Origin of the sequence: Sphingomonas longa, from assembly GCF_016892685.1 — a bacterium.
GTDB classification, from domain to species: domain Bacteria; phylum Pseudomonadota; class Alphaproteobacteria; order Sphingomonadales; family Sphingomonadaceae; genus Sphingomonas; species Sphingomonas longa.
Window position 1 is genome coordinate 444,448 of record NZ_JAFEMC010000002.1, and the last position, 25,920, is coordinate 470,367.

The 25,920-nt window shown below is 66.7% G+C and carries 33 protein-coding genes; 9 read left to right on the plus strand and 24 right to left on the minus strand.

Annotated elements, in window-relative coordinates; all coding sequences use genetic code 11:
* Nucleotide 1: 1 nt before the first annotated feature.
* The 24 genes from ILT43_RS19860 to ILT43_RS08260 all read right to left on the minus strand — a co-directional run bounded on the left by ILT43_RS19860 (nt 2) and on the right by ILT43_RS08260 (nt 17,991).
* The gene (locus tag ILT43_RS19860; RefSeq protein WP_204198113.1) at nt 2-127 is read right to left on the minus strand and encodes a phage tail assembly chaperone; all 126 of its coding nucleotides are present in this window, start codon (nt 125-127) and stop codon (nt 2-4) included.
* A complete protein-coding gene (locus ILT43_RS08150; protein ID WP_204198117.1) occupies nt 127-549 on the minus strand; it encodes a GTA-gp10 family protein in 423 nt (140 codons plus the stop codon). Before ILT43_RS08150 ends, ILT43_RS19860 begins: the two co-directional genes overlap by 1 nt.
* Nucleotides 549-836, minus strand: a complete 288-nt coding sequence (locus ILT43_RS08155) for a hypothetical protein (RefSeq protein ID WP_204198122.1) — start codon at nt 834-836, stop codon at nt 549-551. The genes ILT43_RS08150 and ILT43_RS08155 overlap by 1 nt, the downstream gene beginning before the upstream one ends.
* A gap of 48 nt (nt 837-884) precedes the next feature.
* Complete coding sequence (locus tag ILT43_RS08160; protein WP_204198126.1) at nt 885-1,310, minus strand: hypothetical protein; 426 nt, start codon at nt 1,308-1,310, stop codon at nt 885-887.
* A 67-nt stretch (nt 1,311-1,377) separates the two neighbouring features.
* Entirely contained in the window at nt 1,378-1,767 is a 390-nt protein-coding gene (gp17, locus tag ILT43_RS08165) for a tail completion protein gp17 (protein WP_204198128.1), read from the minus strand.
* Nucleotides 1,760-2,242, minus strand: a complete 483-nt coding sequence (locus ILT43_RS08170; RefSeq protein WP_204198134.1) for a hypothetical protein — start codon at nt 2,240-2,242, stop codon at nt 1,760-1,762. The genes gp17 and ILT43_RS08170 overlap by 8 nt, the downstream gene beginning before the upstream one ends.
* Entirely contained in the window at nt 2,242-2,595 is a 354-nt protein-coding gene (locus ILT43_RS08175) for a head-tail adaptor protein (RefSeq protein WP_204198140.1), read from the minus strand. The genes ILT43_RS08170 and ILT43_RS08175 overlap by 1 nt, the downstream gene beginning before the upstream one ends.
* The gene (locus ILT43_RS08180; RefSeq protein ID WP_204198149.1) at nt 2,595-3,125 is read right to left on the minus strand and encodes a hypothetical protein; all 531 of its coding nucleotides are present in this window, start codon (nt 3,123-3,125) and stop codon (nt 2,595-2,597) included. Before ILT43_RS08180 ends, ILT43_RS08175 begins: the two co-directional genes overlap by 1 nt.
* A gap of 28 nt (nt 3,126-3,153) precedes the next feature.
* Nucleotides 3,154-3,822 (minus strand): hypothetical protein, encoded by a 669-nt coding sequence (locus ILT43_RS08185; protein ID WP_204198153.1) that lies wholly within the window; start codon nt 3,820-3,822, stop codon nt 3,154-3,156.
* 10 nt (nt 3,823-3,832) lie between these two features.
* A complete protein-coding gene (locus ILT43_RS08190; RefSeq protein WP_204198164.1) occupies nt 3,833-4,282 on the minus strand; it encodes a hypothetical protein in 450 nt (149 codons plus the stop codon).
* A 71-nt stretch (nt 4,283-4,353) separates the two neighbouring features.
* On the minus strand, nt 4,354-5,670 hold the full coding sequence (locus ILT43_RS08195) for a phage major capsid protein (protein ID WP_204198173.1): 1,317 nt from the start codon (nt 5,668-5,670) through the stop codon (nt 4,354-4,356).
* Nucleotides 5,671-5,761: 91 nt separating this feature from the next.
* Nucleotides 5,762-6,637 (minus strand): S49 family peptidase, encoded by an 876-nt coding sequence (locus tag ILT43_RS08200; protein WP_204198183.1) that lies wholly within the window; start codon nt 6,635-6,637, stop codon nt 5,762-5,764.
* Nucleotides 6,638-6,640: 3 nt separating this feature from the next.
* Nucleotides 6,641-7,906, minus strand: coding sequence for a phage portal protein (locus ILT43_RS08205; RefSeq protein ID WP_204198189.1), 1,266 nt, complete (start codon nt 7,904-7,906; stop codon nt 6,641-6,643).
* Complete coding sequence (locus tag ILT43_RS08210; RefSeq protein WP_204198197.1) at nt 7,906-9,666, minus strand: terminase TerL endonuclease subunit; 1,761 nt, start codon at nt 9,664-9,666, stop codon at nt 7,906-7,908. Before ILT43_RS08210 ends, ILT43_RS08205 begins: the two co-directional genes overlap by 1 nt.
* A 4-nt stretch (nt 9,667-9,670) precedes the next feature.
* Entirely contained in the window at nt 9,671-10,150 is a 480-nt protein-coding gene (locus ILT43_RS08215) for a hypothetical protein (protein WP_204198202.1), read from the minus strand.
* A gap of 74 nt (nt 10,151-10,224) precedes the next feature.
* The gene (locus ILT43_RS08220; RefSeq protein WP_204198206.1) at nt 10,225-10,572 is read right to left on the minus strand and encodes an HNH endonuclease; all 348 of its coding nucleotides are present in this window, start codon (nt 10,570-10,572) and stop codon (nt 10,225-10,227) included.
* A 167-nt stretch (nt 10,573-10,739) separates the two neighbouring features.
* Nucleotides 10,740-11,195, minus strand: coding sequence for a hypothetical protein (locus ILT43_RS08225; RefSeq protein ID WP_204198209.1), 456 nt, complete (start codon nt 11,193-11,195; stop codon nt 10,740-10,742).
* Between the two features lie 256 nt (nt 11,196-11,451).
* Nucleotides 11,452-14,271, minus strand: coding sequence for a phage/plasmid primase, P4 family (locus ILT43_RS08230; protein WP_204198233.1), 2,820 nt, complete (start codon nt 14,269-14,271; stop codon nt 11,452-11,454).
* Between the two features lie 44 nt (nt 14,272-14,315).
* Complete coding sequence (locus ILT43_RS08235) at nt 14,316-15,092, minus strand: hypothetical protein (protein WP_204198245.1); 777 nt, start codon at nt 15,090-15,092, stop codon at nt 14,316-14,318.
* A 3-nt stretch (nt 15,093-15,095) separates the two neighbouring features.
* Nucleotides 15,096-16,208, minus strand: coding sequence for a DNA polymerase III subunit beta (gene dnaN / locus ILT43_RS08240; RefSeq protein ID WP_204198248.1), 1,113 nt, complete (start codon nt 16,206-16,208; stop codon nt 15,096-15,098).
* Entirely contained in the window at nt 16,205-16,765 is a 561-nt protein-coding gene (locus ILT43_RS08245; RefSeq protein ID WP_204198250.1) for a hypothetical protein, read from the minus strand. Before ILT43_RS08245 ends, dnaN begins: the two co-directional genes overlap by 4 nt.
* Before the next feature lie 199 nt (nt 16,766-16,964).
* The gene (locus tag ILT43_RS08250) at nt 16,965-17,264 is read right to left on the minus strand and encodes a hypothetical protein (RefSeq protein WP_204198253.1); all 300 of its coding nucleotides are present in this window, start codon (nt 17,262-17,264) and stop codon (nt 16,965-16,967) included.
* Nucleotides 17,264-17,728, minus strand: coding sequence for a phage regulatory CII family protein (locus tag ILT43_RS08255; RefSeq protein ID WP_204198255.1), 465 nt, complete (start codon nt 17,726-17,728; stop codon nt 17,264-17,266). The genes ILT43_RS08250 and ILT43_RS08255 overlap by 1 nt, the downstream gene beginning before the upstream one ends.
* Nucleotides 17,725-17,991 carry a carph-isopro domain-containing protein gene (locus ILT43_RS08260; protein ID WP_204198274.1) on the minus strand — a complete coding sequence of 89 codons (267 nt, stop codon included), beginning with the start codon at nt 17,989-17,991 and terminating at the stop codon, nt 17,725-17,727. The genes ILT43_RS08255 and ILT43_RS08260 overlap by 4 nt, the downstream gene beginning before the upstream one ends.
* Nucleotides 17,992-18,084: 93 nt before the next feature.
* Here ILT43_RS08260 and ILT43_RS08265 point away from each other — a divergent pair, with 93 nt between their 5' ends.
* The 9 genes from ILT43_RS08265 (at nt 18,085) to ILT43_RS08305 (ending at nt 25,896) form a co-directional block, all read left to right on the plus strand.
* A complete protein-coding gene (locus tag ILT43_RS08265; RefSeq protein WP_204198295.1) occupies nt 18,085-18,672 on the plus strand; it encodes a LexA family protein in 588 nt (195 codons plus the stop codon).
* Between the two features lie 330 nt (nt 18,673-19,002).
* A complete protein-coding gene (locus ILT43_RS08270) occupies nt 19,003-19,323 on the plus strand; it encodes a hypothetical protein (RefSeq protein ID WP_204198297.1) in 321 nt (106 codons plus the stop codon).
* Complete coding sequence (locus tag ILT43_RS08275; RefSeq protein ID WP_204198300.1) at nt 19,320-19,829, plus strand: hypothetical protein; 510 nt, start codon at nt 19,320-19,322, stop codon at nt 19,827-19,829. The genes ILT43_RS08270 and ILT43_RS08275 overlap by 4 nt, the downstream gene beginning before the upstream one ends.
* A 464-nt stretch (nt 19,830-20,293) precedes the next feature.
* Nucleotides 20,294-20,647, plus strand: coding sequence for a hypothetical protein (locus ILT43_RS08280; RefSeq protein WP_204198303.1), 354 nt, complete (start codon nt 20,294-20,296; stop codon nt 20,645-20,647).
* Nucleotides 20,644-21,792: a phosphoadenosine phosphosulfate reductase domain-containing protein gene (locus ILT43_RS08285; protein WP_204198327.1), complete on the plus strand. Its 1,149-nt coding sequence runs from the start codon at nt 20,644-20,646 to the stop codon at nt 21,790-21,792. Before ILT43_RS08280 ends, ILT43_RS08285 begins: the two co-directional genes overlap by 4 nt.
* Entirely contained in the window at nt 21,789-22,322 is a 534-nt protein-coding gene (locus ILT43_RS08290; RefSeq protein ID WP_204198337.1) for a hypothetical protein, read from the plus strand. The genes ILT43_RS08285 and ILT43_RS08290 overlap by 4 nt, the downstream gene beginning before the upstream one ends.
* Before the next feature lie 135 nt (nt 22,323-22,457).
* The gene (locus ILT43_RS08295; protein WP_204198343.1) at nt 22,458-24,044 is read left to right on the plus strand and encodes a recombinase family protein; all 1,587 of its coding nucleotides are present in this window, start codon (nt 22,458-22,460) and stop codon (nt 24,042-24,044) included.
* 125 nt (nt 24,045-24,169) lie between these two features.
* Entirely contained in the window at nt 24,170-24,907 is a 738-nt protein-coding gene (locus tag ILT43_RS08300; RefSeq protein WP_204198355.1) for a glycosyltransferase family 2 protein, read from the plus strand.
* Between the two features lie 224 nt (nt 24,908-25,131).
* On the plus strand, nt 25,132-25,896 hold the full coding sequence (locus ILT43_RS08305; RefSeq protein ID WP_204198357.1) for a hypothetical protein: 765 nt from the start codon (nt 25,132-25,134) through the stop codon (nt 25,894-25,896).
* Nucleotides 25,897-25,920 lie beyond the last annotated feature (24 nt).

A 25,920-nucleotide genomic window follows, 5' to 3' on the forward strand; every position in this document is an offset into this window, starting at 1 on the left:
GCTACCCCTCTTCAGCGGGTAGGCGGTGCATCCGCTCGTACCCGTTCATCGCATCCCAGAACTCTGGCGGTGTCGCCGCCCAGAACTCCCGCGGTCGCCACCCGAGGGCAGCAGCCGCGGCGCCCATCAGCCGCCGGCGGGGGCTTCGTCGGTCGTCGTCGTCACCGGCGGCTTCATGTTTCCCTCGGTGTCGTATCCACCGTTGACCGCGATCGCGAGCACGCCCCCGATCGTCTTCATGGCTTCCAGCAGCCCGCCATCGCTGGCCATGATCAGCTTGGTCACACGCGGTGCGTTGGAACGGGCGGCACCTTCATCGTCGCTTTCGCGGCCGAACGCCCGGATCAGCTCGCATGCGATCTGGCCGGTTTCCGACATGCTGAGTTCCTTGCGGATCGCGGAGCCGGCAAGGTCCACCAGCCCACGCCCCAGCGTCTTCTCGATCGCGTCGAGCGCCTCGAATGACGGGCGCAGGCCCATCGTCGCGCCGGCCAGCACCAGCGACGCTTCGCCCCGGTCGCTGACCGGGGCACGGTTGCCGTCGCCCATCAGGCCTCCGGAGCGTCCGCGGTCGCCGGCCCGGCCGGCGCAGCGTAGAGGGCGCGGATGCTGTCGATCGCGGTCGGATCGGAAGCGATGGCGCGGGCGAGTTCCGGACCGGGCAGCTCGCCCTCTTCCAGCCACGGGCGCAGCGCCTTGGCGGCGCGATCGGGGCCGGCGCTCAGCAACAGCTCCAGCTCCTTCTCGCCGCAGCCCGTCGAGGCGATGAGCTGCTTGTTCAGGTCGCGCGGGCGAGCGACGGTGGTGCGGGACTTGCCCGCCAGTTTGATCGGCATCGATGTTTCCTCAGATGGAGGCGGCAGGGGAGGGTGGCTGATCGCGGCTCAGGTGAGCGCGTCGACCGTGGGCGCTTCGGCGAGCGTCAGGGTCACGCCGACCGTCACGCTGGTGCCCTGGTTGAAGCTCGTGTCGTCCAGGCCGGTATACATGATGGCCTCGAACACCACGTCGCCGGTCGCGAACGGCTTCTTGCGGATCTGGTACATTTCCGTCCCGTTCGCCTTGTCGAGCGTCTCCATCCGCGTGTAGCCGGTCGGATCGGGCAGCGACGGGATCATGTCCTGCTTCAGCGTCAGCGTCCGCAGGCCCGGCTGCTGAGTGTCGTAGCCCTCGGTGTCCTTCGTGGCGTTCGACGTGAAGTTCTTGCCGCCGTTGCGGGTCAGGTTGCCCTGTCCGGCCGGCTGGCTGAACGTGGTGCCGTCCGCAGCGCGGACGAACAGTCGGTAATCGTTGCCCAGCTTCTTCGCCATGCGTCTTCTCCCATACGAAAAGCCGCGCTGGCGAGAGCGCGGCGGGGTGTTGAAAAGGTCGGAGCGCTCAGTCGGCGAGCGCGAGGAACGTGAAGGTCGACAGCCCCGAATAGGTGCTGCCGTCCTCCGCCAGGACGGCTTCGTCATCGTCGAACGTGCCGGAAAGCGTCCAGGGATCGGCGACGAAGGTGCCGCCATCGAGCGCCGTCTCGATCTGATCCATCAGCGCGAGCAACGGCGCGCGCTCCTGCGCCTCGATCAGCGTGACGATCGAGACGGTGACGGAGCGATCCGGCGACGATGCCTTGCCGGGCAGCCGGGCACTGCGCATGTCGCCGATCACGACGATCGGCAGCGGCGCGTTGTCTGGTGCATCCTGATAGACGGTCGCACCGCTGATCGTCTGCGCCAGGGCGTCGTAGACCGCCGCCTCGACCGCCGCCTTCGCGCTACTCATCGCCGCCACCTGCTATGGTCGAAAGCGCCCGGCCGAAGATGCCGCGCAGGTTCTGGTTGAGCGTGCGGCGCAGCTCCGGGAAACGCCCGGTCACGAACCGCTTGCCCTCTTTCCCGCGCACCTTCATCCGGTAGCGCTTGGTCAGCTTCGTGCCTTCCTTGCGGTAACGGCGCTGCACCAGCACCACCTGCGCCTTGCGGCCGAGGTCCTGAATGCGGCCGTAGAACAGCGGATCGGCACCGCGGCGTGTCCGGAGCAGGCCGACCTGAAGGCGCAGCGTGCGCGGGAACACCTTGAACGATTCACCAGCGACCAGTCGCCCGGACTGGCGGGGCGTCCGCGCCGCCATCACCGCCGCGATCTGGCGACCGGCGACGTTCAGCTCGACGACGATCTCGCCGCGAACGGCATCGGGCAGGCGCTTCATCAGACTGCGCGTGCGGATCAGGCCGCGGATGTTCGGCTTGCGCGCCATCAGGTGGTGCCGCTTTCGACCGTCATCACCAGCCCATCGCGATCTTCGTTCGGTGCGACAGACCGGATGTTGCCGACGACATCGCCGATCATGGCATCGTGCCATGTGAGGCGCATGCTGGTCGTCAGATCGGCGCGCGGCCGGATGGTGACACGCCACAGCTGCTTGGAGCGCTCCACGAGGTTCTGGAGTGCCTCGCCGCCACGGAGCGCGAGGCACTCGGCCCACACCGTGTCGACCTTCTTCCAGGCATCCTGTCCACTCGGCCGAGTGCGACCACCGCGACCGTTGTCGATCAGGTTCTCCGCCTCGATCGTGACCCGATCGCGCAGCTTGCGGGCGTCGATGGCCATCAGGCGATCACCGGCGTGCGATACTGCTCATCGAGCAGCAGCCTGACGGTGTTCGGCACGTCGTCGACCGAGCCGCCATCGAGCAGGTGTTTCATCATCATCAGCGCGGCGATCTGGAGGCCGGGCGCCTCAACGCTGACGTCGTCATATCCGGCGTCGAACGTGACTGTCACGGCGGTCGCGCCGATCACGTCAGCGGCCCAACGAGCGCCGGAGATCGGCAGGAGCCGGTTGCCATCGAGCCGCCACAGCCCCGCACCCTCGACGGTTTCGCCGAGCGCGTTGCGATAGACGAGCAACGACACGCTGCGCACCGGCTCGCGGGGCAGGGCAATGGCATCGCTCAGGCTGTCGAACGTCGCCGTCCAGAGCCGGCGCGCCAGCGAATGCCGGGTGTGACCCTCGACCCAGCTGATGGCCGACAGGCGAAGCGCGCCGACCAGCGCCGCCTGCGCTTCGCTCGGTTTGACGTACTGGTCGATGAGAGCGGCGGGCAGCACGCTCTCGGGCGTGAGCGGGGCGGCAGCCAATCGGATCATGGACATGCCGCCCCCTCTCTTACTTGCCGCGCCGCTGGGCAGGCGCTGCCGTCAATGCGCTGTCATCGGGCGGCGGGGGTGCCGTCGCAGCCGCGAGGTCCGCCTCCAGCTGAGTGATGCGAGCACCCAGATCGTCGGCGTAGCTCTTGGCTTCGTTCCGCTCGCGGATCGCCTCGTCACGCTCGGAGGTCAGCCGCTCCTTATCCTCGACGTGCGAGTTGTTCATCTCGCGGAACGCGTCGTTGCCGGCGTCGATCAACCCTTTGAGACGATCCATCTCTTCGGTGCTGCCGGTGCGGTACTGCTCGAACTGGCTGTGAACTGCCGCAAAATCGCTGCGCAGCTGCTCGAACTCGGTCCCGCCAAGCGTCGTGCTGTCCGGCTGCCCGGAGAACACGACGGCGTTGCCGGGACCGCTGGTGGCCCGCTGCGGCGCATCGAGGCCGAGCATCTCGCCAGCCCGGCCGGTGTCGGCGAGGCGGCGATCGGACGTGACCACAACCACTGCCGGCTTGCGGACAAGCGGCTGATAGTCCTGATCGACCAGCCGACCGTCGTGGACGTAGCCGGCAACGCCGAGCTGCACGAGGTACAACTCGCTTTCGGGCGAGCGCTCGACCTTCTCGCCGTCCTTGAACGTCTCCGGTGGGAGCGACTTGGTCACATAGTCTTGGATGAACTCGATCATGGCAGCCTCCTCAGCTGACCGTCTGGGCGACGGTGTTGATCTGGTTGGCGCCGGCCGCGCCGTAGCGCGCGTCGAGGCCGGCCAGGATGGCGGACAGGAAGGTGGCGGCGACGCCGACCGTCACCGACAGCCGGACGAACTTGAAGTTGCCGTTCTTGTCCAAGTCTTCCGGGCGGACGTTGATCGCCGCCTGACGGTTGTCACCGCCGGCCTTGACCAGCTGCACCAAAGCGAGGCCGGCGACAGCCTTGGCGCTGGTGCCGCTGGCGTCGGTCGCCTGCTCGATCTTGGCATCAAGCGTGCCGCTCGCACCGATCACGCCGACGTTGAGGGTGGCGAGCACGGCCGAGAAGGCGCGCATGTCGACCCAGCCGGAAGTGACCGTTCCGACGGCGGCCTGCTGAGCCGGAATGACGCCCGCGATCGCGACGCGGGCGGAGGGGTCCAGGTTGCCCTGCATTGTCTTGTCTCCATTCTACCGACCGGCACACCCGGCCGGTCCCGCGCGCGGCGCGGGTCCGGGGGTTGGGATCAGGCGCGCTCGGCGAGCGCGACGAAGTGCGACTTGACGGCGCCGCCATTGGCGGGCGCCACAGGCTTCGACAGCACCGGCTGACCGCCGATGCGGAAGATCCAGCGGAAGGCGCGGATGTTGTAGTCGAAGTAGAGGTGGATCGAGTCCGCGAAGCTGACGCCGTTCTGCTTGCGGAACGCCTCGTATCCGTTCGGATTGACGAACTGGATGTCGCCCAACTGTCCGACCGAGCGGGAGTGCTCATTGAACACCACGGGCCGGCCCAGCAGCGTGCCTCCCGGCGCTTCCTGATAGTTGCCAAACCACAGCGGCATGTTGCTGCCCTCGGTCCGCATGGACATCAGTGTCGGCATGATGTCGCTGTTGACCAGCCAGCTGGCTTGGCTCGGCATGATCATGCGCGCCCACATGCGAGCGACGTTCGACGCCGTGATCGTGGCCGCAACCTGATTGTCGTCCTTGGCGACCGCAACCAGCGCCTTCGACTCCATCCAGCCCAGCGGCTTCTCGATGCCGTTGCCGTACATGAAGGCGTCCGCCGCCTTCCAGCGGATCGCGGCAGCGGCATGGCTGGTCAGCAGCGTGGCGACGCGAGGCGCGTCCTCCAGCAGCTCTTCGGTGGCGAGCACGAAAGCATACAGCTCGTTGAGCTTCGTTTCGCGCGGCGTTAGGCCCATGCGGCTGGGCTGCATCTGTTCGGCCTCGGAGCGCCAGGCGGCAGCGATGCCGCTGTTGCCCCACGGCGTCGTCTCGTCGCCCAAGCCGATGACGCGGTTCGACGCGGTCGGCGAGGGGTTGATCAGGTCCATGATCGGATCGTTGCCGTCGTTGAAGACGAGGTTGACGATCTGCTGGCGGAACTCGGCGGGCACGAGGTAGCTGCCGGCCGCGTCGCCCTGTTCCATATGGACGTTGCCCGGCGCGGCGAGGCGATCATCCATGCGAAAGTTCTGGCCGGCAGCGGGATTGGCGCAGCGGACCGCCTGGGCGAACTCGGCGAGGTTTCGGAAGCCCCCGGTATCGAGGGTGGCACGAGCCTGACCCGGCAGGATGATTGTGCCCTGCGGAGCGGGCTGCTGACCGGCCGGCGTCTGCTCGCCCTGCGCCGGGAGGCCGAGTGCAGAGACCGTGCTTATCAGTGTCTCGGCGCGCTGGATCTGCGCCGTCAGGCGCGCCAGCTTCGCCTTGTCGTCGGCGTCGGCGGTCTCTTCCTCTGCCGTCAGATCGCGATCCTCGTCGATCGCCTTCTGGAGCCGCTCCTGCTGCCGCTGAGCGGTCGCACGCGCCTCCGCCTTCAGAACCGCTAGGTTCATGGTGGTGTCCTTCTTCATGGTGGATGGGCGTGCGCCCGCAATCGCGCAGACCACCGCGGCCTGCGCGTCATCCCCTCGCGGGGAATGTCGATCAGATGGAGAGGGCCATCTCCCGCGCCGCGGCCTGCCGTCGCATCAGCGACAGGCGGGCGCGGCTGGTGTTCAGTTGGGCAACGACCTCGCGCAGCGTCTTCACCCCGTCAATCGCGCCGTTCGCCATCGCGCGCTGCGCTGAGAACGTCTTGCCGGTGCCATGCACCGCGGCCACTTCGCTGGCGCGCATGTTCCGGCCCCGCGCGATCGCCGCGGCGAAGGCGACGTTGCTCTCGTCGACACCCTGCTGGATCTCGGCACGATCCTCATCGGCGAGCGGTCCATGGGGGTTGCCTGCGATCTTGTCAGGATGTGAGGCGACCAGCGTCGTCTTCATCCCAATCTTGTCCTCGAAACCGGACATGTCGGTGTGGCCCGACCGCACACCGACCGAGCCGACCTCGCCGCTGGTCGTGGCGTAGAAGGCGCTGGCCTGCGTTGCGAGCCAGTACGCGGCCGAGAAGCAATAGGGGTCGGCGACGGCGACGATGGGCTTGGACTGGCGGGCTTCGAAGATCGCGTCGCCGCACTCGGCGCAGCCCCACACGTAACCGCCAGGGCTGCGGATGGGCATGACGATCGCGCCGATTTTCGTGTCGGCCGCAGCCTCCCGGACGCGGTCCGCCAAGACGTTGTAATAGGTCGAGCCGTAGAGGCCTTGCGGCGCCAGCGTGCCCGTGATCGGCAGGATAAGCGTCGAGCCCTCACGGATCGGATCGGCGGGCTTGGCCGCTTCCTTGCTGCCCGACATCATGGCAGCGAAGCCTTGAATAGACTCCGGCAGCATGTTCTCGATCGAGCCGCTCTTCAACATCGCGTTGAGGTAGCCGGGGTGCATCGCCCACAGGGCGGATGCGGCGAAGAACCGGTCCATCGTCTACTCCACCTTGTCCTGAGGGGCGGACTCGCCGCCCGTGAGTGTGTCGGCCGCACGGTTGCTGTTGAGCGGCGTGCGTGCGTCCTTCGACCAGTCGACGCTGAGCGGTGCCAAGCCGAACCAGCCGGTGCGCAGCTCGTCGACGCTCATCACCGACGCCGTCCGCGCCAGCACCGCGTTCTTCCACTGCGTGGCGGCATCGCCGCGCAGCATGCTGTCGAGGTTGAACTTGGCCCGCACCTTTTGCGCCCGGAGATCGGGCGGCAGCATTCGGACTGTGATCGCCTGCTCGATCCGGCGGGTGAGGGGACGAAGCGCCCAGTTCACGAATGACCGGGTGTCCTGCTCATTGTTGCCGGCGTTGCCGCCTTCGTCCGCGATCATCGACCGCGGGATGCGCCAGTACCGCGCCATTTCCAGCGTGCGCTGGCGGAAGAGCTCGACCAGCTGCGCATCGGTGTTGCTGCTGCCGACCGCATCGTACTTCAGGCCCTGCTCAAACACCGGCGTGCCGCCACGCTTCCACTTCTGGACGCCCTCGGAGATGCGCTTGGCGGACTCGTCGCTGAGCTTCTGTTCGGTCGTGACTATGCCGGACGGCCGGCGATCGTTGCGGAAGAAGGCACGGGAGCCGACCTCCAGCGCCAGCTGGAAGTCAATCGCGCCCTTGGCCTGCTTCCACGGGGTCAGCGGTCGCAGGCCGCCATCTGCGATGCCCGTGAACCAGAACAGCTCCTGCGGCAGCAGTCGGCGCGGACCGGTCTCGGATTGATACTGCACCGTCAGGCTGCGCTCACCCCATTCCGACGTGGTGCGGAGCGGATGGAGCGCCCAGACTTCCAGTCCGTCGAAAGAGACGGTCGGCTCCGCGAACGCCTCGCCGCGCAGCACGGCGCAGAACGCCATCGCTGCCCAAAACTCGGCACCCGTCTGAAGGTGGTTCGGCTCGTAGGCCAGCACGTTCGCGAGCGGGAAGTCGTTCCGCGGGCCGTTGTCGTCTTTGAACTCCAGCGCCAGGCTACCGACTGCCTCGGCGATGATCGACACGCAGAAGAACACCGCGGCGACGCGCGCTGCCGTCTCGGCGGTGTTGGCTTCGGCCGGCAGGGCACCGCCGAACGCAGCCCAGTCCTCATCGCCAAAGAAGCGGCCATCCGTCACGTTCGAGGGAGCAGGGCGGCCCGGAACCGGCACCGCCATCATGGGACCGTCCGCGGAGTCGAACCGATAGTTCGCTTGGCGGCGGTAGTCGTCTGGGCTGGCCATCAGATTACCAACATGGCCCTTTCCTCATAGACGAAGCCGCCTGCGGCCTCTGGGTTGAGTGTCATCAGCGTCGCGGCCGACATCATCGCCGCGAACGGGTCGATCTTGGCGCTCGCGGACTGTTTCGTGATCGCAACACCACTGGTACCGCGCGGCTCCTGCTTCACGTTGCCGATGCACCACGTCATCAGCTTCGTTCCGCCGTGGCGGACCGTCCGAGCGGCGCACTTGCGAGCCAGCCCCTTGATGACGCTGGTCAGACGCCAGCCCTGCTGGATCGCCTTCATCTGCTCGTCTTCGAACCCTTCGCTGGCGAGCTTGTCGACGATCGCAGCGACGCCGGCCGGATCGAGCCCGATCGCATCCTTGTCCGGGAACAGTCCAGCGTCGCGGACACGCACCAGCACGTCGACTACGCCCTGAACGTCGCCGCTCAGGTCTTCCTCGACCTCATCGTCGCCGTCGCCGATCGCGCCGAGGTCCGCCTCGTCGGGCATCTCCAGCCGGGTCAGCGTGCCCTCGGCGATCAGCTCGTCGAGGATTGTGACGATGTCGGGGCGGCGCTTCCAGACGATCGACCATGCCCAGGCATGGCACCAGATCAACCAGCGCTTGCTGCCCTTCTCCCGCCCGATCAGGCAGAGACCGAGCAGATCGTCCAGCCCGCCACCGTCCACGCCAGCCACGATCACCTCGCAGCGGGCGATCAGGTCATCCAGCGACAGCGCCGGGATGGCGCAGCGTGGCCAGAACTCCGACCCCTGCCACCGGTCGCGCGACAGTCGCTGACCGATCTCGACGTTGAGATACTTGGCCAGCACGATCTGGAGCGAGGTGTCGCCGTCTTCGCCCCGGCCTTCCTTCACCTGCTGGATCTTGCGCTTGATGAAGTTGACCGACTGCGACCGGCCGAGGTTGGGGTTGGTAACGTAGAAGTTGTCGGGATCGAGATAGGCCTCGTCGTCGCGCATCGCTTCCGGCCACTCGTAGAGCATCCCGAAGCTGCGCGGATCGTCGATCGTGCCATCGCGTACACCGCGGAAATAGTCGAGCTTGTCCTTGAACACCCCGCGGGGGCGCTCGTCGCTATGCGTCGTCAGGTAGATGACGAAGCCTTCCGGTCGCGACGCCAGCCCGCCGGTGCCTTCCTCCAGCATGGACTCGGCGTTGTTCTGCTTGCCGAATATCCACAGCTCGTCGACCAGCACGAAGCCGGCCTTGCTGCCGCCCACTGTGCCGGTGTCCGCCGCGATCACGCGCAGCTCCGCGCCGGTGACCCGGTGCTTGATCAGCCGCTGGTTGTCGACGACGTGCAGCACGCGCTTCAGGTCCGGGTCCGCGCGCACCATCGCCGCGGCTGGGCCAAAACTGTTGCCTGCCACCTTCTGCGTCGGCGCGAGGATGCTCAGCGCCGCGTCATGCCGCCAGTTGCGGATGAGGGCGGTGAGCATGATCCCGGCCGCAATCGTCGACTTGCCGTTCTTCTTGCTGATGAGCAGCAGGAACTCTTCGATCAGGCGGTGCCCAGCGTTCGCGTCGTAGGCGCCGAAGATCGCGCCAACCAAATCGAACACGAACGGCTCGCACGCCTCGCCGAATGTCGGCTGCCCGGCCACGTCGACCATGCGCAGCGACTTGAACACGTCGAGCGCGGCGGTCGCCTCGGCCGGGAAGAGCGGCGCGAACGGCACCAGCGACTCCCGCTCGACGATGCGGCGCTGCCAATCGGGGCAGGCCGTGGTCCAGATCGGCGCAGTCACGGTGTCAGTTCAGCAGACTGGGCGGCGGAGCCGGTGGTTCGAACCGGCCGCGCAGCGACTCGGCGTCCGCCTGCGCGATCTCCTTCTTGCCTCGGCGCTCAGGCTTGGGCGGGCGAGCGTGATTGGACACCTGCTCGGACAGGGCATTGAGCTTTGCCTTGTCCAGCCGGCGACCGAGTTCCTTCTCCGCCGACACGCTGCCCTTCATAGCGCCCTCATTGAGGCGGCTGAGCTGCACCATTTCGAAGCGGATGGCCGCGGCCTCGCGTTGCGCGACCTCGGAAGAATAATGCTTGCGCAGCGTCGGGACCGAAACCCCGATGCCCGTTGCCGCCTGTTTGACCGTCATCCCGCGAGCGAAAGCGAGAAGCACCTTGTTGGAGTTTGCGCGGCTCCAGGAATGTTCTGGCCGTCCACGACCTTCCTTGCGCGGAATGACGGTGTCGCCAAACAGGTCGACCTCCGAAAAATCCGCGTCGCTCAAAAAAAACCTCCAGATGAGATCGTTAGCGGTCTAGGGGCCGGCACCCCTCCCGACTTTCGACCCCCCCCCTCCCGTCAGGGGTCGCGCGCCTCCAGCCTCTGCTTCCAGCCGTCGTGGCAGGGCTTGCAGAGGGTCCAGAGGTTGAGGACATCCCAGAACAGCGCCTCGACACCGCGATGCGGCTTCCGATGGTCAGCCACCAGCTGCGACGTGTCCGCCTCGATGAGGCCGCACCGCTGACATGTGAACAGGTCACGGACCAGCACGTCCATGCGCAGCTTCTGCCAGCGAGCCGTCTTGTACCAGCGCCGCCACGCCTGCTCGTCACGCTTGCGGTCGAACGCCTGCCGATCGCCCGGCAGGTAGGCCAGCCGCGATCGGGGCGACGACAGCCGCGAGGACAGGCTCTTCAGTCTGCCCATGTGGTCACGTCCAAAACGACGATGGGCGGCAAGACCGAAGTCGTGCCGCCCATCGTTGAGGCTCAGGGGAGAGTACCGTGCTGCGCCCGAAGGCCCGACCCAGTGTGTCAATAAATAGGCCGATTCTGTCCCATAGGCGAACAGGGAAAATGTCCGCCGCTGCACTTTCATCCCCTTGACACGTGTCGGCTAGGATTTCCGCCATTCGCGGCATTGCAGATAGCCTCGACCGCGCGACCATATCGCATCCGCAGCCCGTCTGACCCTCGCGGCAGCCCCATGATGGGCAACAGCTTCAGCCAGGATACCTCGCGCGCACCACGCGCCAGCTGGTTGATGGCCAGCCCGATCAGCTTGCGGTCGACCGGGTCGATGCCATCAAGCCACCCGAACGCCTCCTCCATCTCCGCCACGTCGCGCCGCGTCATCGAGGCCGACCTTAGCGCCACGTCGCTGCTCGTGCCGTCGCCGCCGCGCGCATCGTAGTCACCGGCCAGCACGTCCCGGCTGATCTCCGGCCACGCCGAGCGGATGCGCTGCCATCCGCGCTCCCGGTCGGCATAGCGCCAGCACGTGCGCAGGGCCTCAACCAGCCGATCCTCGACGTCGGCGAAGCCAAGCATAGTCTCAGGGAGGGTAGTTTCTTCAAACCCAAGAATGGGAGGATGAATGGGAGGATGAAAGGTAGAGATATCAGCCATTTAGATCGACCTTGGGAGGGTGGGAGTGTGATCACGGATTATCCCGTGGGTGCGCCTGTCTGCGCGCTAGGTGGAACGGTAGCGTTTTGGCTCCCAACCTCCCCGAACCTCCCAAAGCCGCAGAAAACTACCACTCCCAGCGTTCAGCGATCCTCCCACGGTTGGGAACGCGGGAGGATTATGGCGGCAGATCGTCGTCATCGAACCCGCTGGAGGGGCGCGGGGAGGGTGCGGCACCATCCTTGTGCCGGGGTGCGGGGAGGTCGCTCTCGACCGGCCGACCGTCGCGTACGAAGTCAGTGGCGGCGTACAGCGCCCAGATGTCGCTCCAGATCATCGAGCTGGACTTGCGCTTGTGGAAACCCTTCCGCTCCAGCTGGGTGGCCAGATACTTCGGCGACCACGCCTTGCCGGATGCCGGCAGCAGCTGCGCCCAGGCCTGCCATGCGGCGAACAGCTCGTGCAGCGCAGTGCTGCCGATCGTGTCCCCCGGCGACTTCTCGATGCACAGGCCGAGGAACTTGCCGAGGATGTCGTTCTCGTCGAGATATGCCTCGGTGGCCTCACGGATCGTCGCCGGCAGCGGCAGGCCCGACGTCAGGTACTGCAACGCGCCCCTGACCATCCTGTTGAGGATGCCGTCCGCCTCCCGCACCAGCTTGGCCTTCAGCTGAAGGTCCTGCTCGGCATCGGGGATGATGATGTCCCACGGGACCAGCTGGATTCGGCGACGGATGCCGTGATCGGTCCCGATCCGCGGCTTGTTGTTGGCGATGATCGTGTTCTTGAACGTGATGATCAGCTCGAACGGGGGCTTCATCAGCTCGCGCACGCCGCCCTTGGGTTCGTCGCTGGTCAGCTCCTTCACCAGCGCGTCGGAAAGCTTCGCCCCTTCGTCGGCTTCGTTGGCGTAGACCATGCGCCGGCCGGACAGGGCGGCGAGATCGGGCGACGCGTCGGAGCCCTTGCGCGATCCGCCAGCCTCCACGAACGTGTTGATCGACGCGGCCCAGGCATAGTCGCCGAGGATCGCGCGCTTTGTGTTGATCCAGACGCCTTTGCCGTTCGCGCCCTCGCCGTAGAAGATCGCCATCTTCTGCGCCGAGGCGTCGCCCAGCATGTTGTAGCCGGCCCATACGTCGAGGAAGTCGCGCATCTCCTGCTCGGGCTGCACCCGCGCGAGGAAGCCGTCATAGGCGGCGCAGATGGCGTCCGGATCGTAAGCGGCCGTCCCGACCTTCGTGATGCGATCTTCTCGACGAGGTTTGATCCGTCGAACCGTCGCCGGCCGACCGTCGACCGGCCGGGCGAACACGAGGGTGCCGTTCGCGACGTTGACCAGCAGCGGGTCGGCATCGAAGTCGCCGGGGCGGGCGGCGAGCCGTGCCTCCGCCATCTTGGGAACGCTGGAAATGTGGCCCGCGCCCTCGGAGGTTCGACCCCAACGGCTGATCATGTCCGACAGCAGCGTGATCGTGTCGTCGCGCGCGACCTTCACGACGCGATCGAGCTTGCCCTTCTGCTGTTCCCCGTGCGCGCGCAGCTGCTCCGCATCCCAGCCGGCAGGCGCTTCGGACGGTATGCCGGTCGACCGAACGAACTCGGCTTCCTCCTGGATCGCCCGCATGGCGTCCTGCACCGCGCGGCCGAGCAGGCTGACCGCCATGTCGCGATTCCAGCGCCGGCCGTCCCATGCCAGCCAGCCCCATTGTTCGACGTAGAGGAAATCCGCCCCGTGGCGGGTCAGGAAGCGTTCAAGGTTGCCGAGGTCGGTCTGGGGCAGGAACGCGCACGCACGCGCCGCCTCTTCGCCCCCGGCCCCCTTTTGAACCCTCTCCGGAGCCGTTCCTCCCGGATGGGAGCTTGGCTCATTCTCATCTCCGGCGGGGGAGGGGGGAGTGGAGCGGGAGGATGCCCCCGATGCGCGAGGCGAGCGAGAGGAGGTGGACCGGCCGCTGTCGCGGCCGCGCGCCGCCTGCGCGCCTACGGCGCTGAGATCGCGGGGCTGGGCGTTATTGAAGCCGTTGTCGATCGCCGCGAGCGCGCCGTTCATGTCGGCGTTGTTCGGCATCGAACGCACGACGGCTTCGATGGCGGCTCGCACGACGGACTCGCGCAGCGCGCCCGCCAAGACGAAGCCGCCGAGTTTCATGGCCGCGTGATAGATGCCGGCGTTGCGCCCGCCGTAGCGACCACCGCCCTCCGGCGTCCGCTCCAGCTCCGCCAGCTCCTCGTCGAGGGCGCGCAGGGCGTAGTGGCGCTGCGCGTCATCGGCCTGCGCGGCCGTGGACATCGGTGCGGCGGGCGCGACGCTGCGATCGCGGGCGGGAGCCTTGGCTTTTCGGTCGCGCAGGATGCGTACCAGCTCGGCCGGGGCGGGCTTCACCGCATCGGGGTTGGTCCAGTCGCCGCTGGTCCAGGTATAGGCGCCCGGTCCCTTCTTCCCGCCCTGATCGAGGTCACCGAGGCGGACCGAGGGAGGCGCGATCACGTAGCCGCCGAGGCCGCGGACATCGATGTGGCGGGGCAAGTTGCCGCGGTTCCCGATCGGCTCGCCTTCGGGCATCAGGAACCAGTGATGCTCGCCACCGGACGGCGTCAGCGACGTCAGCGTCGCCGGCAGCGGACAGCCCATGTCGGCCATCAGCGCGGCCTTCAACCGGTCGACGGTCCAGACGTCCTGCTCGATCTCGCCCGTCTCGCTGTCGACGTACTCGTCAACGCGCGGATCGAAATCGATCAGCAGCAGCCCGCCGGCGCCGGCGGACAGGCCGATGTTCGCGAGCGGCCACTTGGTCCACCAGGCGCGGATCTGATCCTCGTCACAGGTGGCCTTCGTCAGCCCGCCCGAGTTCGGGATCGGCTTGTTTTCTTCGTCACGGTCGCGGCCGAGCAGCGGCCGGCCGTTGCGATCGTTGCAGGGGAAGACTGGCCACCCCCGGCGCGCGAATTCAAGCGCCGCCTCACACATAGGCGACGTCGTGGTGTTGACCGACACTGGTACTATCCCCCGGTGGCGCCCTCAGGCGCTCGTCGCATTGTTCAGGCGAACATCGCTTTCAGTGCTGCAATCTTGCGTTCGGCTTCCGTCGCGCGCGCTTCTGCCGCCTCCGCCCGCTCGATCGCCGCGGCGAGGTCGGCGGACTGATCCGGCCGCGCGGCCTGCGTGGACAGTTCGGCGAACACCCGGCCGATATCGGCGACGATCGTGTCGACCGAGGGTACGTGTTCGGCCGAAACGGCCGCGGCGACTGGGGGCGCTGGCTGAGCACCTCGACCGATCAGCACGGCTGCGGCGTGGCCGAGCGAGATGTCATCGGACTTCGCCAGCGCCTCGATCGCGGCGATCGCGCTGGTGGCGGTAGCGGGGAGCATGAACGACTTGCCTGCCATGACGGGTTCCTTCGCGGGCTGGGCCGCGGCGGGTGCCGCTGGCGAGGTGACGGTGGAGAGTAGCTTCGACGCGTTCTCCGCGACGACGGCACGCGCGGACTTCCGACCGCGGTTGAGGATTGCTGCGATCCGCGCCGTGGTGGCGTCGACCACGGGATCAGCCTTGGCGACGGTGGGCACCGGCCGCTCGACCGGCTCCAGCGCGTGGCGCTGCCGGCCCAGTGTCACCTTGCGGGTGTCGCCGTAGCCCTTGATCGTGATCCGGCCGGCGTCGGCCAGCTCGGCGAGCAGCGTGCGCGCGGACTCGGGGCTGTCGAAACTGAACCGCTCGCATATCTCGGCATCAATTGGCGTAGGCTCGCCTGCGGAGACGCGTGCCTCGATCCAGTCGTACATGGTGGTCAGTGCGAAGCGCGAGTGGGCCATCGATCAGACCCGCAACGGCATCAGGACGAAGGTGGTCGATGCCGCTTCGCTATCCCGCCACAGGCTCGGCGCGGCGCTGTCCGTGAACGTCGCCTCAATCGTGTCGGCCGACATGTGGCCGAGCATCTCGCCGAGGTACTTGGCGTTGAAACCGATCGTCAGCGCGGTGAACGGCCAGCCGCAGGGCACTTCCTCGCGCGCCGTTCCGGTTTCTGGCGAAGACACCGACAGCACGAGCAGGTCGCTCTCCAGCTCCAACTTCACCGCTCGCGTCTTCTCAGTGGAGATGGTGGCCACTCGCGCGACCGCCTTGGCTAAATCCTCGCGCGCGATCGTCAGCTTGCCGGTGTGGCTGGACGGTATGACGCGGGTGTAGTCGGGAAACTCGCCGTCGATAGTCTTCGCGTCGATCGTCGTCGAGCCGATCTCGAAACGGACCCGCTTGCGGCTGATCCGCACGTCGACGTTGCCCTCGTGTCGGCCGAGCAGCGGCAGCAGCAGCTTCACGACCTTGCGGGGGATGATCACGTCGGGCAGCGCCTCGGCACCGTCAGGCCGCGCAACGGCGCAGCGGGCGAGCCGGTGGCCATCTGTGGTGGCGAACCGCAGATCGCCGTCGTTTGGCGCATGCACGAACACCCCGTTGAGGTAGTATCGCGTCGCTTCGGTGGAGGCGCAGTGCGCCACCTGGTCGAACGCTGCGGCAAGGTAGATCGCCGGCATCTCGAACTCGGCTTCGAACTCGCCGCGCGGCAGCGACGGGAAGTCGTCGACCGGCAGCGTGCCCATCGAGAACCGCGACCGGCCGACGCTCAGCGTCAGCTTGCCATCTGCGACCTTCACGAGGGCCTCTCCGTCCGCCGGCAGCTTCGCCGCGACACGCGCCATCAGGCCCGCTTCCACGGTGAAGCTGAAGGCGGCTTCCGCCTCCAGCGAGTGGTGCCGCTCTGCCCAGGCATCCAAGTCGGTGCCGGTAACGACGACGCCGGTACGGCCGACGCTGATCAGCACATTCGAGAGGATCGGGATCGTGTTCCGCGCCTCGACCACGCCGGCCACGTCGCCGAGCATCGCGCGCAGCGCCGTCACCGGGATCTGGAAAGAGCCTTCGTTCATGCTGCCAGTCCTGTCTGGGCGCCCGTGGCGATGATGATGATGCGGCGGTAGGTCGGCGCGGCGCAGCCCTGGACGCGGATCAGGTGGCCCGCTGCCATCGCAGCTAGCCCCGCCTTCACGGCTTCCTCGGAAAGCCGCGCGCGGGCCGCGAGTTGTTTATCGGTAGGGCACGGCCGGCCATGGTGGGCGAACCGCTCCAGCACCGGCAGCAGCGCGTCGATCAGCGCCGCTTCCCCGTCCGCCAGCACGGCAGACGGAGCAACCAACTTAGGTCGATGCGGGCGCGCCATGGCCGTCATCGTCGCGGTCCGGTGCGCAGTGTAATTGAACACGGTCGTGTCCAGCGTGGAGCGCGGCCGGGTCAGCACGACCAGTCCGCGCTTCTCCAGCTCGCGCATGCGCGCCGCACCGCGGCTGGCGACCGGCAGACATAGACGCGTGGCATAGACGAAGCGATCGCCGGGTTTGGCGATCTCCATCCACGCGTCGATCCGCTCCGGCGACGCCACGATGCCCGGAGCCTCGTCATAGACGTGGATCAGCGGGGCTGCGGCCATCACGACGCCCTCCCTTGGTCACCCGGCGAGGCGGTGTTTGCGGTGGGGGGGACCTCCGCCTCGCCGGCACGCGTCGGGGACAGGGGGGAAGCCCCGCGCGTGATCTCGTTATCTCGTGCCGCGAGCTGCGGCGTGTGCGCGATCGCGCGCGCCCACGCACCGGGCGCGCTGACGGCGTCGATGGTGAGCGTCGGCGACATCAGGCGGCTTTCGCCAGCATGCCGCGATCGGCGGGATGATCAGCCCACGCACCATCGGCAGGGCGAAGCCAATCGCGGCTCCACACCGCACCGCCGGTCGCCCAATAGATGGCATTTGCCTCGTCGCCGACCGGCTCGACCTCACCAGAGATCAGACGATCTACATAGCTGACGTGATGACCGATCGTGCGGGCGAAGCGGTCGAACGCCTGATCACCGCCGCGGCCGAAAAACCATGCCAAGCGCCTTGCGCCTTCGTTCAAGGGCTTCAGCGCCGGCAGATGCAATTTCGTCTTCATCAGGACTCCACGATGGTCTGAAGGGCAGCGCGCATCGCCGCGGCGACACGGATGGCATCGTCGACCTCGGTCAGCGTCTTGCGCGCGTCCGTCTGGTCGAAGTTGTTGTCGGCTAGGCCGGTGCAGACCGCCGCAGTGACCTCGCTGAGTTCCTTGGTCAGCGATGCGAGCAGCGACAGCAGGTCCTCACGGGTCGCCGGAGCGTCAGGCAGGGCTACGAAGGTGCCTCCCATGATCTGGCAGAGATTGCGGGTGACGTGGGGCCAGCCTTCCCGGCTTCGCGCCAACGGCTCCAAATCGGCAATCACGTCGAGGGCGACGAAGCAGTCGTCCTTGTTCATGTTCTGCGCGTCAGAGAGCGTCGACTTACCGACGCGGCAGAAGCTGGCAGCAGCCTCGACCCCGCCGACACCCTTCACCATCTCCGCCGTGGCACGCTTCAGCGCGAGCAGATCGGGCGTCACGAGACTGCCCCGGCGGAAACATGATTGCCGTTTCCGGATGACTGATCTTCAGCCGCCGCGGCAAGATCGTCTCCATGTTCAGCCGCTGCGAAATCGAACTCGATGCCCTCGGCGCTCGCTACCAACCGGAGATGCGCCATGCGCGACCGCGGAATGCCATTCTTGCGCCAGCTGTGGACTGTCGAAGGCGGGGCATCGATCATCCGAGATACAGCGGTCGTGCCGCCAAGCGTGTCGATGATGTGATCAGCAGCGTTGGCCATGGCGGGCGGTTTGCGATAAACGCAAAGTTCTTGCAAGCTGAAATTTGCGATAATCGCGATTGCGATATTCGCAGGCTATCGCATGACCGAGCCATGGACGTTGAATGGATCAAGGCTGAGCTGGCTCGCCGGAACATGACCCAGCGCGATCTCGCGCAGGCGATCGGGATGGACGAGAACCATCTGTCGAAGGCTCTGAAGGGCAAGCGCCAGTTCAAGCTGCACGAAGCCGACGCCATTAGGGCTGAGTTGCCGGAAGAACCGGAAGACATCGAACGGTTGCCGGTGCGCTCCATCCCATTGCTCGGCGAGGTTCCTGCCGGCAGCTTCGATCATCGGGAAAACCGGGGAGGGCGGAGGTTGATCGTGAGTGATCCCGACGTTCCGGCTGGCGCCTACGGTCTAACCGTCAAGGGAGACTCGATGGACCTGATAGTTCCGGAAGGTTCGACGGTGATCATAGACCCGTCAGACCGGCAGCTGTGGCCAGGTGCTCGGTACGTAGTGCGATCCGCTGACGGAGGCACGACCTTCAAAGAATACCAGGAAGGCCCAGCCCGGCTGGTGCCCTGTTCGAGCAACCCGGATCACGAAGAAATTCTACTTGGCGCGGAATTGGTCGTGATTGAGGGACGCGTGTTTTCGTACGCTATGCGCGACGTTCCTAGGCGCTCAGTCTAAGCTGCTCTTCCCGCTGCCAGACGATGGCAGCGCCACAGTCGAGGTACAGATCGCCCCACTCATCTCGCTCGGCCAACCCAGCGGCGACGGCATCTTGAACAGCCTGCGACTTCTTAATTCGCCACGGTCCCTTCGGCTGCCCGAACGCGACACACCTATACCTGAGCGCCATTCCCTAACCCGCTAACGACTCGCCAATGAGAACAAAGATTGAACATCATCGAACCGCCGCATGTCAATCTGCGTATATCGCAAAAGACTGATTGACAGGAAGTTTGCGAATATCGCACATACCGCCATCAGCCGCACCCCGCGGCGATGGAGGCTCCCTTGCAATCCTGCACCCTCTCCCGCGATCTCGGCGTGCCGCGCCTTGCTCGCACTCGCTTCGCCAGCAGCTTCGGCGAACACGCCGCGCCGTTCGGCCTCGCACCAGCCAGCCAGTCGGTCGGCGACACGGTTCAGCGCCTGCGCGAGCGCGAGCAGTTTGACTTAGCTGCGCTCGAAGCCAGCCTTCATCGGCAGCTACGCCCCATCGAGCCGATCCGACCATCAGCAGAGACGACCAAGCGCATCGAATGGGCGTGCTTGGGCACGGCGCTGGCCATCGGGCTGTTAGTCGTCAGCCGCACCGCTGGTTGGCTGCCATGAGCAGCGTCCTGCAAGGCTGGGTCGGCAGCTTGTCCCTCATGCAGCAGACCGTGCTGCTTACTGCGGTTCGTGGGCCGGACGGCGTGCCAAAGTATGGCCCGACGAAGATGCTTTTGCGCTGGTACCGGCGCTGCATCCTGCTGTCGGCAATGGATCAGGCGGTTCTGGCGACGCCGTACGAACATGGTGGCGGGTCGTTTACCGGGCCGAGCTTTTCGGCTCTGTACGGGAGCGATTGGTACGCGCCGATGGACGCGATCGTCGGCGACTATCTGCGCGAGCTGGACGCGATCCCGCATCATTTCCAGCTGCATCTCCTGCATGCGGCCGAGATCGTCGGATACAAGCACCCGCTGCCCGAGATCCGCGCGTGGTGGTTCTCGACATACGTGCGCCTCGTGCACGACATGCATCTCTGGCCTGAAACCGAAGAGCAGCTGGATCACCGGCTAGGTGACAGCCGCGACCAGTGGCTGTCGCGCAACGACATCGCGACGGTCGACTGATGGCGCAGGATCACGCCCCGACGCTCGCCGCCTCTAACGCACGTCCGACCGAGCCCTGCGGATATTGCGGCGAGGCCCCATGCATCTGCGACCGTGACGATCTGTGTCAGGCCCCCGGATGCCGCAACGTCACGGACAAAGGCATATGTTCGTCATGCGACCAGTGGGTAACGGATCAGACTACCGCACGCCCGACCGAGCGCGGGGCGGTTGAGGATCAGGCAGACGGCGAAGAACGCAACTCGCTATTTCCGAGCGAACGGTGCGGGACAGGCATCGACGGATCGCGGAGTGTCTACGCCCGCAACGCAGATGGCTCATGGCCTTGCTTGCCGACGCGCGTTGAACCCGCGCGCCCCACCGAGCAGGTGCCACCCGACCGCTCTCAAGACGACCGGGTGACGCCACCTGATTGTGCGACGGCCGCGTATATTCCAATGATATCTGGGGCGGACACTGCCGCCATGTTCGCCCGCGTCCGCGCGAACGCCGAGAAGGCCTGCTTTGAAGCCGGCGACCTGTTCGAGATCATGCAGGTGATCGCGATGGCAGAGCGGGTTGCGGCTGTCGGGCTGGAAGACGTTCTTACCCGGCACGCTGTCCAATTCCCCCTGAGGGTGCTCTGTGATGGGGACATCGAGGACGCCGCAGGCATCGCCGTCCTCCAGGTCGACCCCAACTGCGAACGAGATGACGATCAGGTCACCGAGATCACCGATGTGGTGGTAGCGGCGCTGAACGCCTGTGCAGGGTTCGGGCCGCTCCCGATCGCGGCCGACATCATACCCGAAAGCACGAACGCGACGCCTGCGAAGTGACCGTGCAGTACCGCCAAGCCGACTTCTTCAGCCAGTCGGTCGATCCATTCGCGATCCAATCCACGCCGATGATCGACGAGGCAGTGCGGAACGGCGCGCGCGTCGTGTTCAACCTGTCCGGCGGCAAAGATTGCGGCGCGATCTCTGCCCTCACGATGCGGTTGCTAGACAAGATGGGACATTCGCGGGAACGCCGCATTGCTATCCATGCTGACCTTGGCCGTGCTGAGTGGCGATCAACACCTGCCCAGGTTGAGCAGCAAGCCTTGGCTCTCGGATTACAGCTGGTCGTCGTGCGCGCGGCATCGGGTGATCTGGTCGATCGGTTCGAGAACCGGTGGGAACGAGGCCTCGGCCAGTACATCGATCTCAGTCTCTACAATCTGCGCGGCCCGTGGTCTTCGCCCAGCCTGAAGTTCTGCCAGTCGGAGAAGAAGATTCAGGTCATGGGTCCGCACCTTGCGCGGACCTTCAAGGGCGAGACGATCATCAACGTCGTCGGCATCCGCCGAGAGGAAAGCACCGGCAGGAAGAACACGGAAGTCGCGAAGCTGGATACCCGCTTTGCGGAACCCGGCAACCGAGCCGGCACCACTATGATGCTCTGGCATCCCGGCGTCGATCTGCTCGTGGATGCGGTGTTTGCCGCTAACGTCCAGCACGGCATTCCGCTCGCCGAGAGCTACCAGCTGGGCGCGTCCCGCCATAGCTGCGCGTTCTGCATCATGGCCTCCGCCAACGATCTCGCCGTCGCGGCGAACGCGCCGGGTAACCTCTGGCTGTACCGTCACTACGTGTCGATGGAGGCGAAGACGACGTTCTCTTTCCAGCATGTGCGCTGGCTTGGTGACGTTGCCCCAGACCTGCTTACTCCGGGCCTCGCTGCCGATCTGGCAAGAGCCAAGCACCTCGCCGCCGAGCGTCGCGCCGTAGAGGCGCAGATGCCCGCTCGGCACCGGTACGTGAAAGGATGGCCGCTTCATGTGCCCACGTATGACGAGGCACAGATCATCTGCGACGCTCGTCACACGATCCTACGACAGCATGGGGCAACCAGTCCGTATGACAGCCCCAGCCTGATCATCGACCGGATTGCTGGCCTGAAAGCGACCGGCGAGGCGAAGCGCGCGAGACTGGCGGCATGAACCGGCCGCGTTTCGCGGACGCCACGCACGAGCTGGCGATCGTCGCCCGCGATCTGCGCGACAGCCGCGCGGCCGGCGACCCCAAGATGGTCGCGGATGGCAAGCTGACCCCGGCGCAGGCTGGGGACCGGCTGCGCATCGCCGACGCCGTCGCGGCTGACTGGACAGCCTACGCCGCCATGCAGCTGCCGTCCGGCGCCGGTGCCACTCAGGCCGAGAAGCGGGACATGCTGGCTGGCGCGCTAAAGGTCATCACCACCCGCCGCGATCGCGCGCATGCCGCCATGCTCGCCGAGGGCGCATGGATGGGGCAGCTGGCGATCGGCGCGCTTTGGCAGCTGGTCGACGCGCACTTGCCGCAGACCGGCAGGATCGAGCCGTACCTGCACTGGGAGAGCTACGCGGCTGCCGTCGAGGCGCTGCTGTGGTGGCAGGACCGCACCGAACAGGCCAGCAAGCGCTGGTCCGTCGAGGGCACGCTGTGGATGCGCGAGCAGCTGGCAGCGGGGCAGGGGAGGCTGGCCGCGTGAAGCACGAGCGGATAACAGCCGCTTGCGGGCCACCGGCGAACGGCGCGTCGCCGGCCGAGTTCATTGAGCTTGCCCGCGCCCTTGCGCGCGTAGCGGTCACGCGGGACATTGCCGCAGCCCGAAAGGATCGAATCGGTGCGGACCCTTCTATACGCCCGCTACAGTAGCCAGCTTCAGAACGCCCGCTCGATCGAGGATCAGATGCGGCTACTGCGCGATCGAGCCGATCGCGAGGGCTGGACGATCGTCGATGTCTTCACCGACTATGCGATCAGCGGTGCAGCCGGCTTTGGTCCGGAGCAACGCCCCGGCCTGAACGCCTTGCTGGAGCGGGTGGAAGCTGGCGGTGTCGATCAGGTGTTCACCGAGTCGACCGATCGCATCGCCCGCCATCAGGGCGACGCCTTCACGATCCGCGAGCGCCTGCGGTTCGCCGGCTGCCGACTGTTCACCCTGCTCGATGGCGAAGTCGACGAGATCACCGGCACCATTAAAGGGCTGATGGATGCCCGCATGCGCACCGACCTGGGCGCACGCATCCGGCGCGGCGCGAGGGGAACCGTCTCGGAAGGTCGGGCCGCTGGCGGGCTGGCCTATGGCTACCGCCGTGCCAACCGGCTGGACGAGAAAGGCGAGCTGATCCGCGGCCTCCGCGAGATCGATGCCGATGAGGCCGAGATCGTCCTGCGGTGCTTCCGCGAGTTTGCCGCTGGACGCAGCGCGATCAAGATCGGGCAGGGGCTGAACGAAGATGGCGTCGTCGCCCCTCGCAAGAACTTCTGGCGCGCGAGCACCCTGATCGGGCAGCCGAAGCTGCAAACCGGCATCCTGCGCAATCCGATCTACATTGGCCAGATCGCCTATGGTCGGACGCAGTACGTGCAGTCGCCGAAGACGAGGCGGCTGGTCGTGAGGCCAGGGCAGGAGGGGATTACGATCGGACGCGCCGATCACCTGCGGATCGTCAGCGACGAGCTATGGCAGGCGGTGCAGGAGCGGCTGGCAGTGGCATCGGAAGACAAGCCGCATCGCCAGCGCCGCCCCAAGCATGTCCTGTCAGGACTTGGGGTGTGCGGCGTCTGCGGCGGTAACTGGATTATCACGGGCAACAACGGCGCTTACGGTTCGAAGGTATGGGGCTGCGCCCGTGCGGTCGACCGGGCGTGCACGAACCGCCGGCAGATCACGCAGCATCGATATGAGGCGAGGGTGTTGGCCGACCTGAAGGGCCAGATGCTTGCACCTGACGTGGTCGCGGCGTTCGTCCGCGAATACCATCTGGAGCATGCTCGCCAGTCGAGGGAGCTTTCACGGGGCCGGGACAAGATCGAGCGATTGCTGGCGGAGGCGGACCGGAAGCGTGATCGTCTGGTCGCGGCGGTCGCCGAAGGCGGTTCCAGCTTTCCCGAGATCAAGGCGTCGCTGACAGCTGCGCGCGACGAACACGAGCGCCTGCGCCGAGAACTCGCGTCGATGGATGCCCTGCCCGTGCTGGCGTTTCATCCCGGCCTTGCCGACACGTACCGCCGCGAGATCGAGGAACTGGAGCAGCTGCTCAGCCAGCCGGCCGCGCATCTGGAAGCCATTCCGCAGATCAGGAACTTGATCGAGCGAATCGAACTCGTGCCGGCAGAAGGCAAGCTGCGCGGCGTCGATCTGCGAGTGATCAGACGGATTGATCACGTGCTCGAAATCGCCACACGATCCCGCGCTGCCGGATAAGCTCCGGTAGATGACCAGCGGCCTCGGCATCCAACAGGCTGCCGAGGCCGCTGTCGTTTGGGGCTGACCGCGCGCCTCCGATTTATTGCGGTAATGTCCAGTTCGTTGAGTCGCACCTGAAGGGCTTGGTCGTTCGCGCGGCGCTAGGGGCCGGCCTGCCGCTCGCCGGCACCGGCTGCGCGATCCGGCCGGACCTGCTCGCGCGGCTCGCGGCGCGACGCGGCGGCGATCCGTTCGATCCGGCGTGTATGGTCGAGGACTATGAGCTCGGCCTCGCCATCGCGCGGCTCGGCGAAAGTGGCATCTTCGCTCGCGTGGGGGATGGGGAGGGCAGCGTCGTCGCGGTACGATCCTACTTCCCCGACACGTTGACGGCAGCCGTCCGGCAAAAGGCGCGGTGGATGTGCGGCATCGCGCTATCGGGCTGGGACCGCACCGGGTGGAGCCGCGCCGGCGCCCTCGCCGATCACTGGATGCGGATGAAGGATCGCAGCGCCCCGCTGGCGGTGTTGGTGCTCGCCGCTTCCTATCTGGCGCTGGTGCTCTGGGCGGCTGCCGCGTTGGTGCATTGGGCGCACGGTATTCCGGTGCCGGCGACCGGCGACGTGCTTGATGAACTGCTCACGATCAACGCGGGCCTGCTCGGCTGGCGCTGCCTGATGCGTACGGTCCTGACCGCGCGCGCCTATGGCTGGCGCGAAAGCCTGTGGTCCGTACCGCGCCTGATCGTCGGCAATGTCGTGGCGATACGCGCGGCACGGCGCGCGCTCGGCCGGTATCTGCTGACGCTGCGTGGTGTGCGACCGACGTGGGACAAGACGGTTCACGCCTTCCCCGAAACGGACGCGCCGGAGCGGTCATGACCGGACGACCCTTGCGGTTCCTCGGCGCAGTCCTGCTGGTGTGGGTCACCATCAGGTTGGTCGCCTGGTGGCCGGAGGGCTCATCGCCGACTCCGATCCTCGCGGAGAGGACTGGTCCGCCAGCCGAAATGACCTCGTTTCTACCGTTGCGATTCACGGCGCTCGACCGTGTGATCCGTGCGCCACATCCGACCCGACGTGCGCTGGATCGATCGCTGCGAGCTGTGGACCCGTCGTCTGTCACCAAGATCGACACGATCGCCATTCCCGTCGAGGCACCGCCGCCGACACCGGTCGAGTGGTCGGCAGTGGTGTCGGAGGGCGAAGTAAGACCGGCCGCGCCGATCATCGCATCCCCGCACCTCCCACCGCCGACACATTCACCCGACCGCCTAGCTCTCGGCATCTGGGGTATCGCGCGCGGCGGGCGCAGCGATACGCTGGCCACCGGCCAACTCGGCGCATCGCAGGTCGGTGCGCGTGCGACCTACATCATCGCTGACTCCGCCCGCATCGCACTCGCCGCGCGGATCAGCGCTCCCCTGCGCGGCCGCGGGCGAGAAGCCGCTTTCGGCATCGACTGGCAACCCACCGCTGCCCCGATTCACGTGATCGCCGAACAGCGCCTGCCGCTCGACGGCGGCGATGCGCGACCGGCCGCCTTTGTGACCGCCGGCCTCGACCGCGCCGTTTTTGGTCCCCGATTTCGGATCGAAGGCTATGGGCAGGCTGGCGGCGTCCTCGGCCGCGGCCTGTTCGTGGATGCTGCTGCGCGCGTGACGACGCCGGTCGCCCGGCTGCACCTCGGTCTCGGCAGCTGGGCCGGTGCGCAGCGAGGCGCGAGCCGCATCGACATCGGCCCGACCGCGGCGCTGGTGCTGCCCATCGAGGGTCGCGGCGTACGGCTGACGCTCGACTGGCGGCACCGGATCGCGGGCGACGCTCGTCCGGGGCCCGGCCCGGCGCTGTCGATCGGTGGCGACTTCTGAGCGTCGAAACGCTACGGCAGCGGC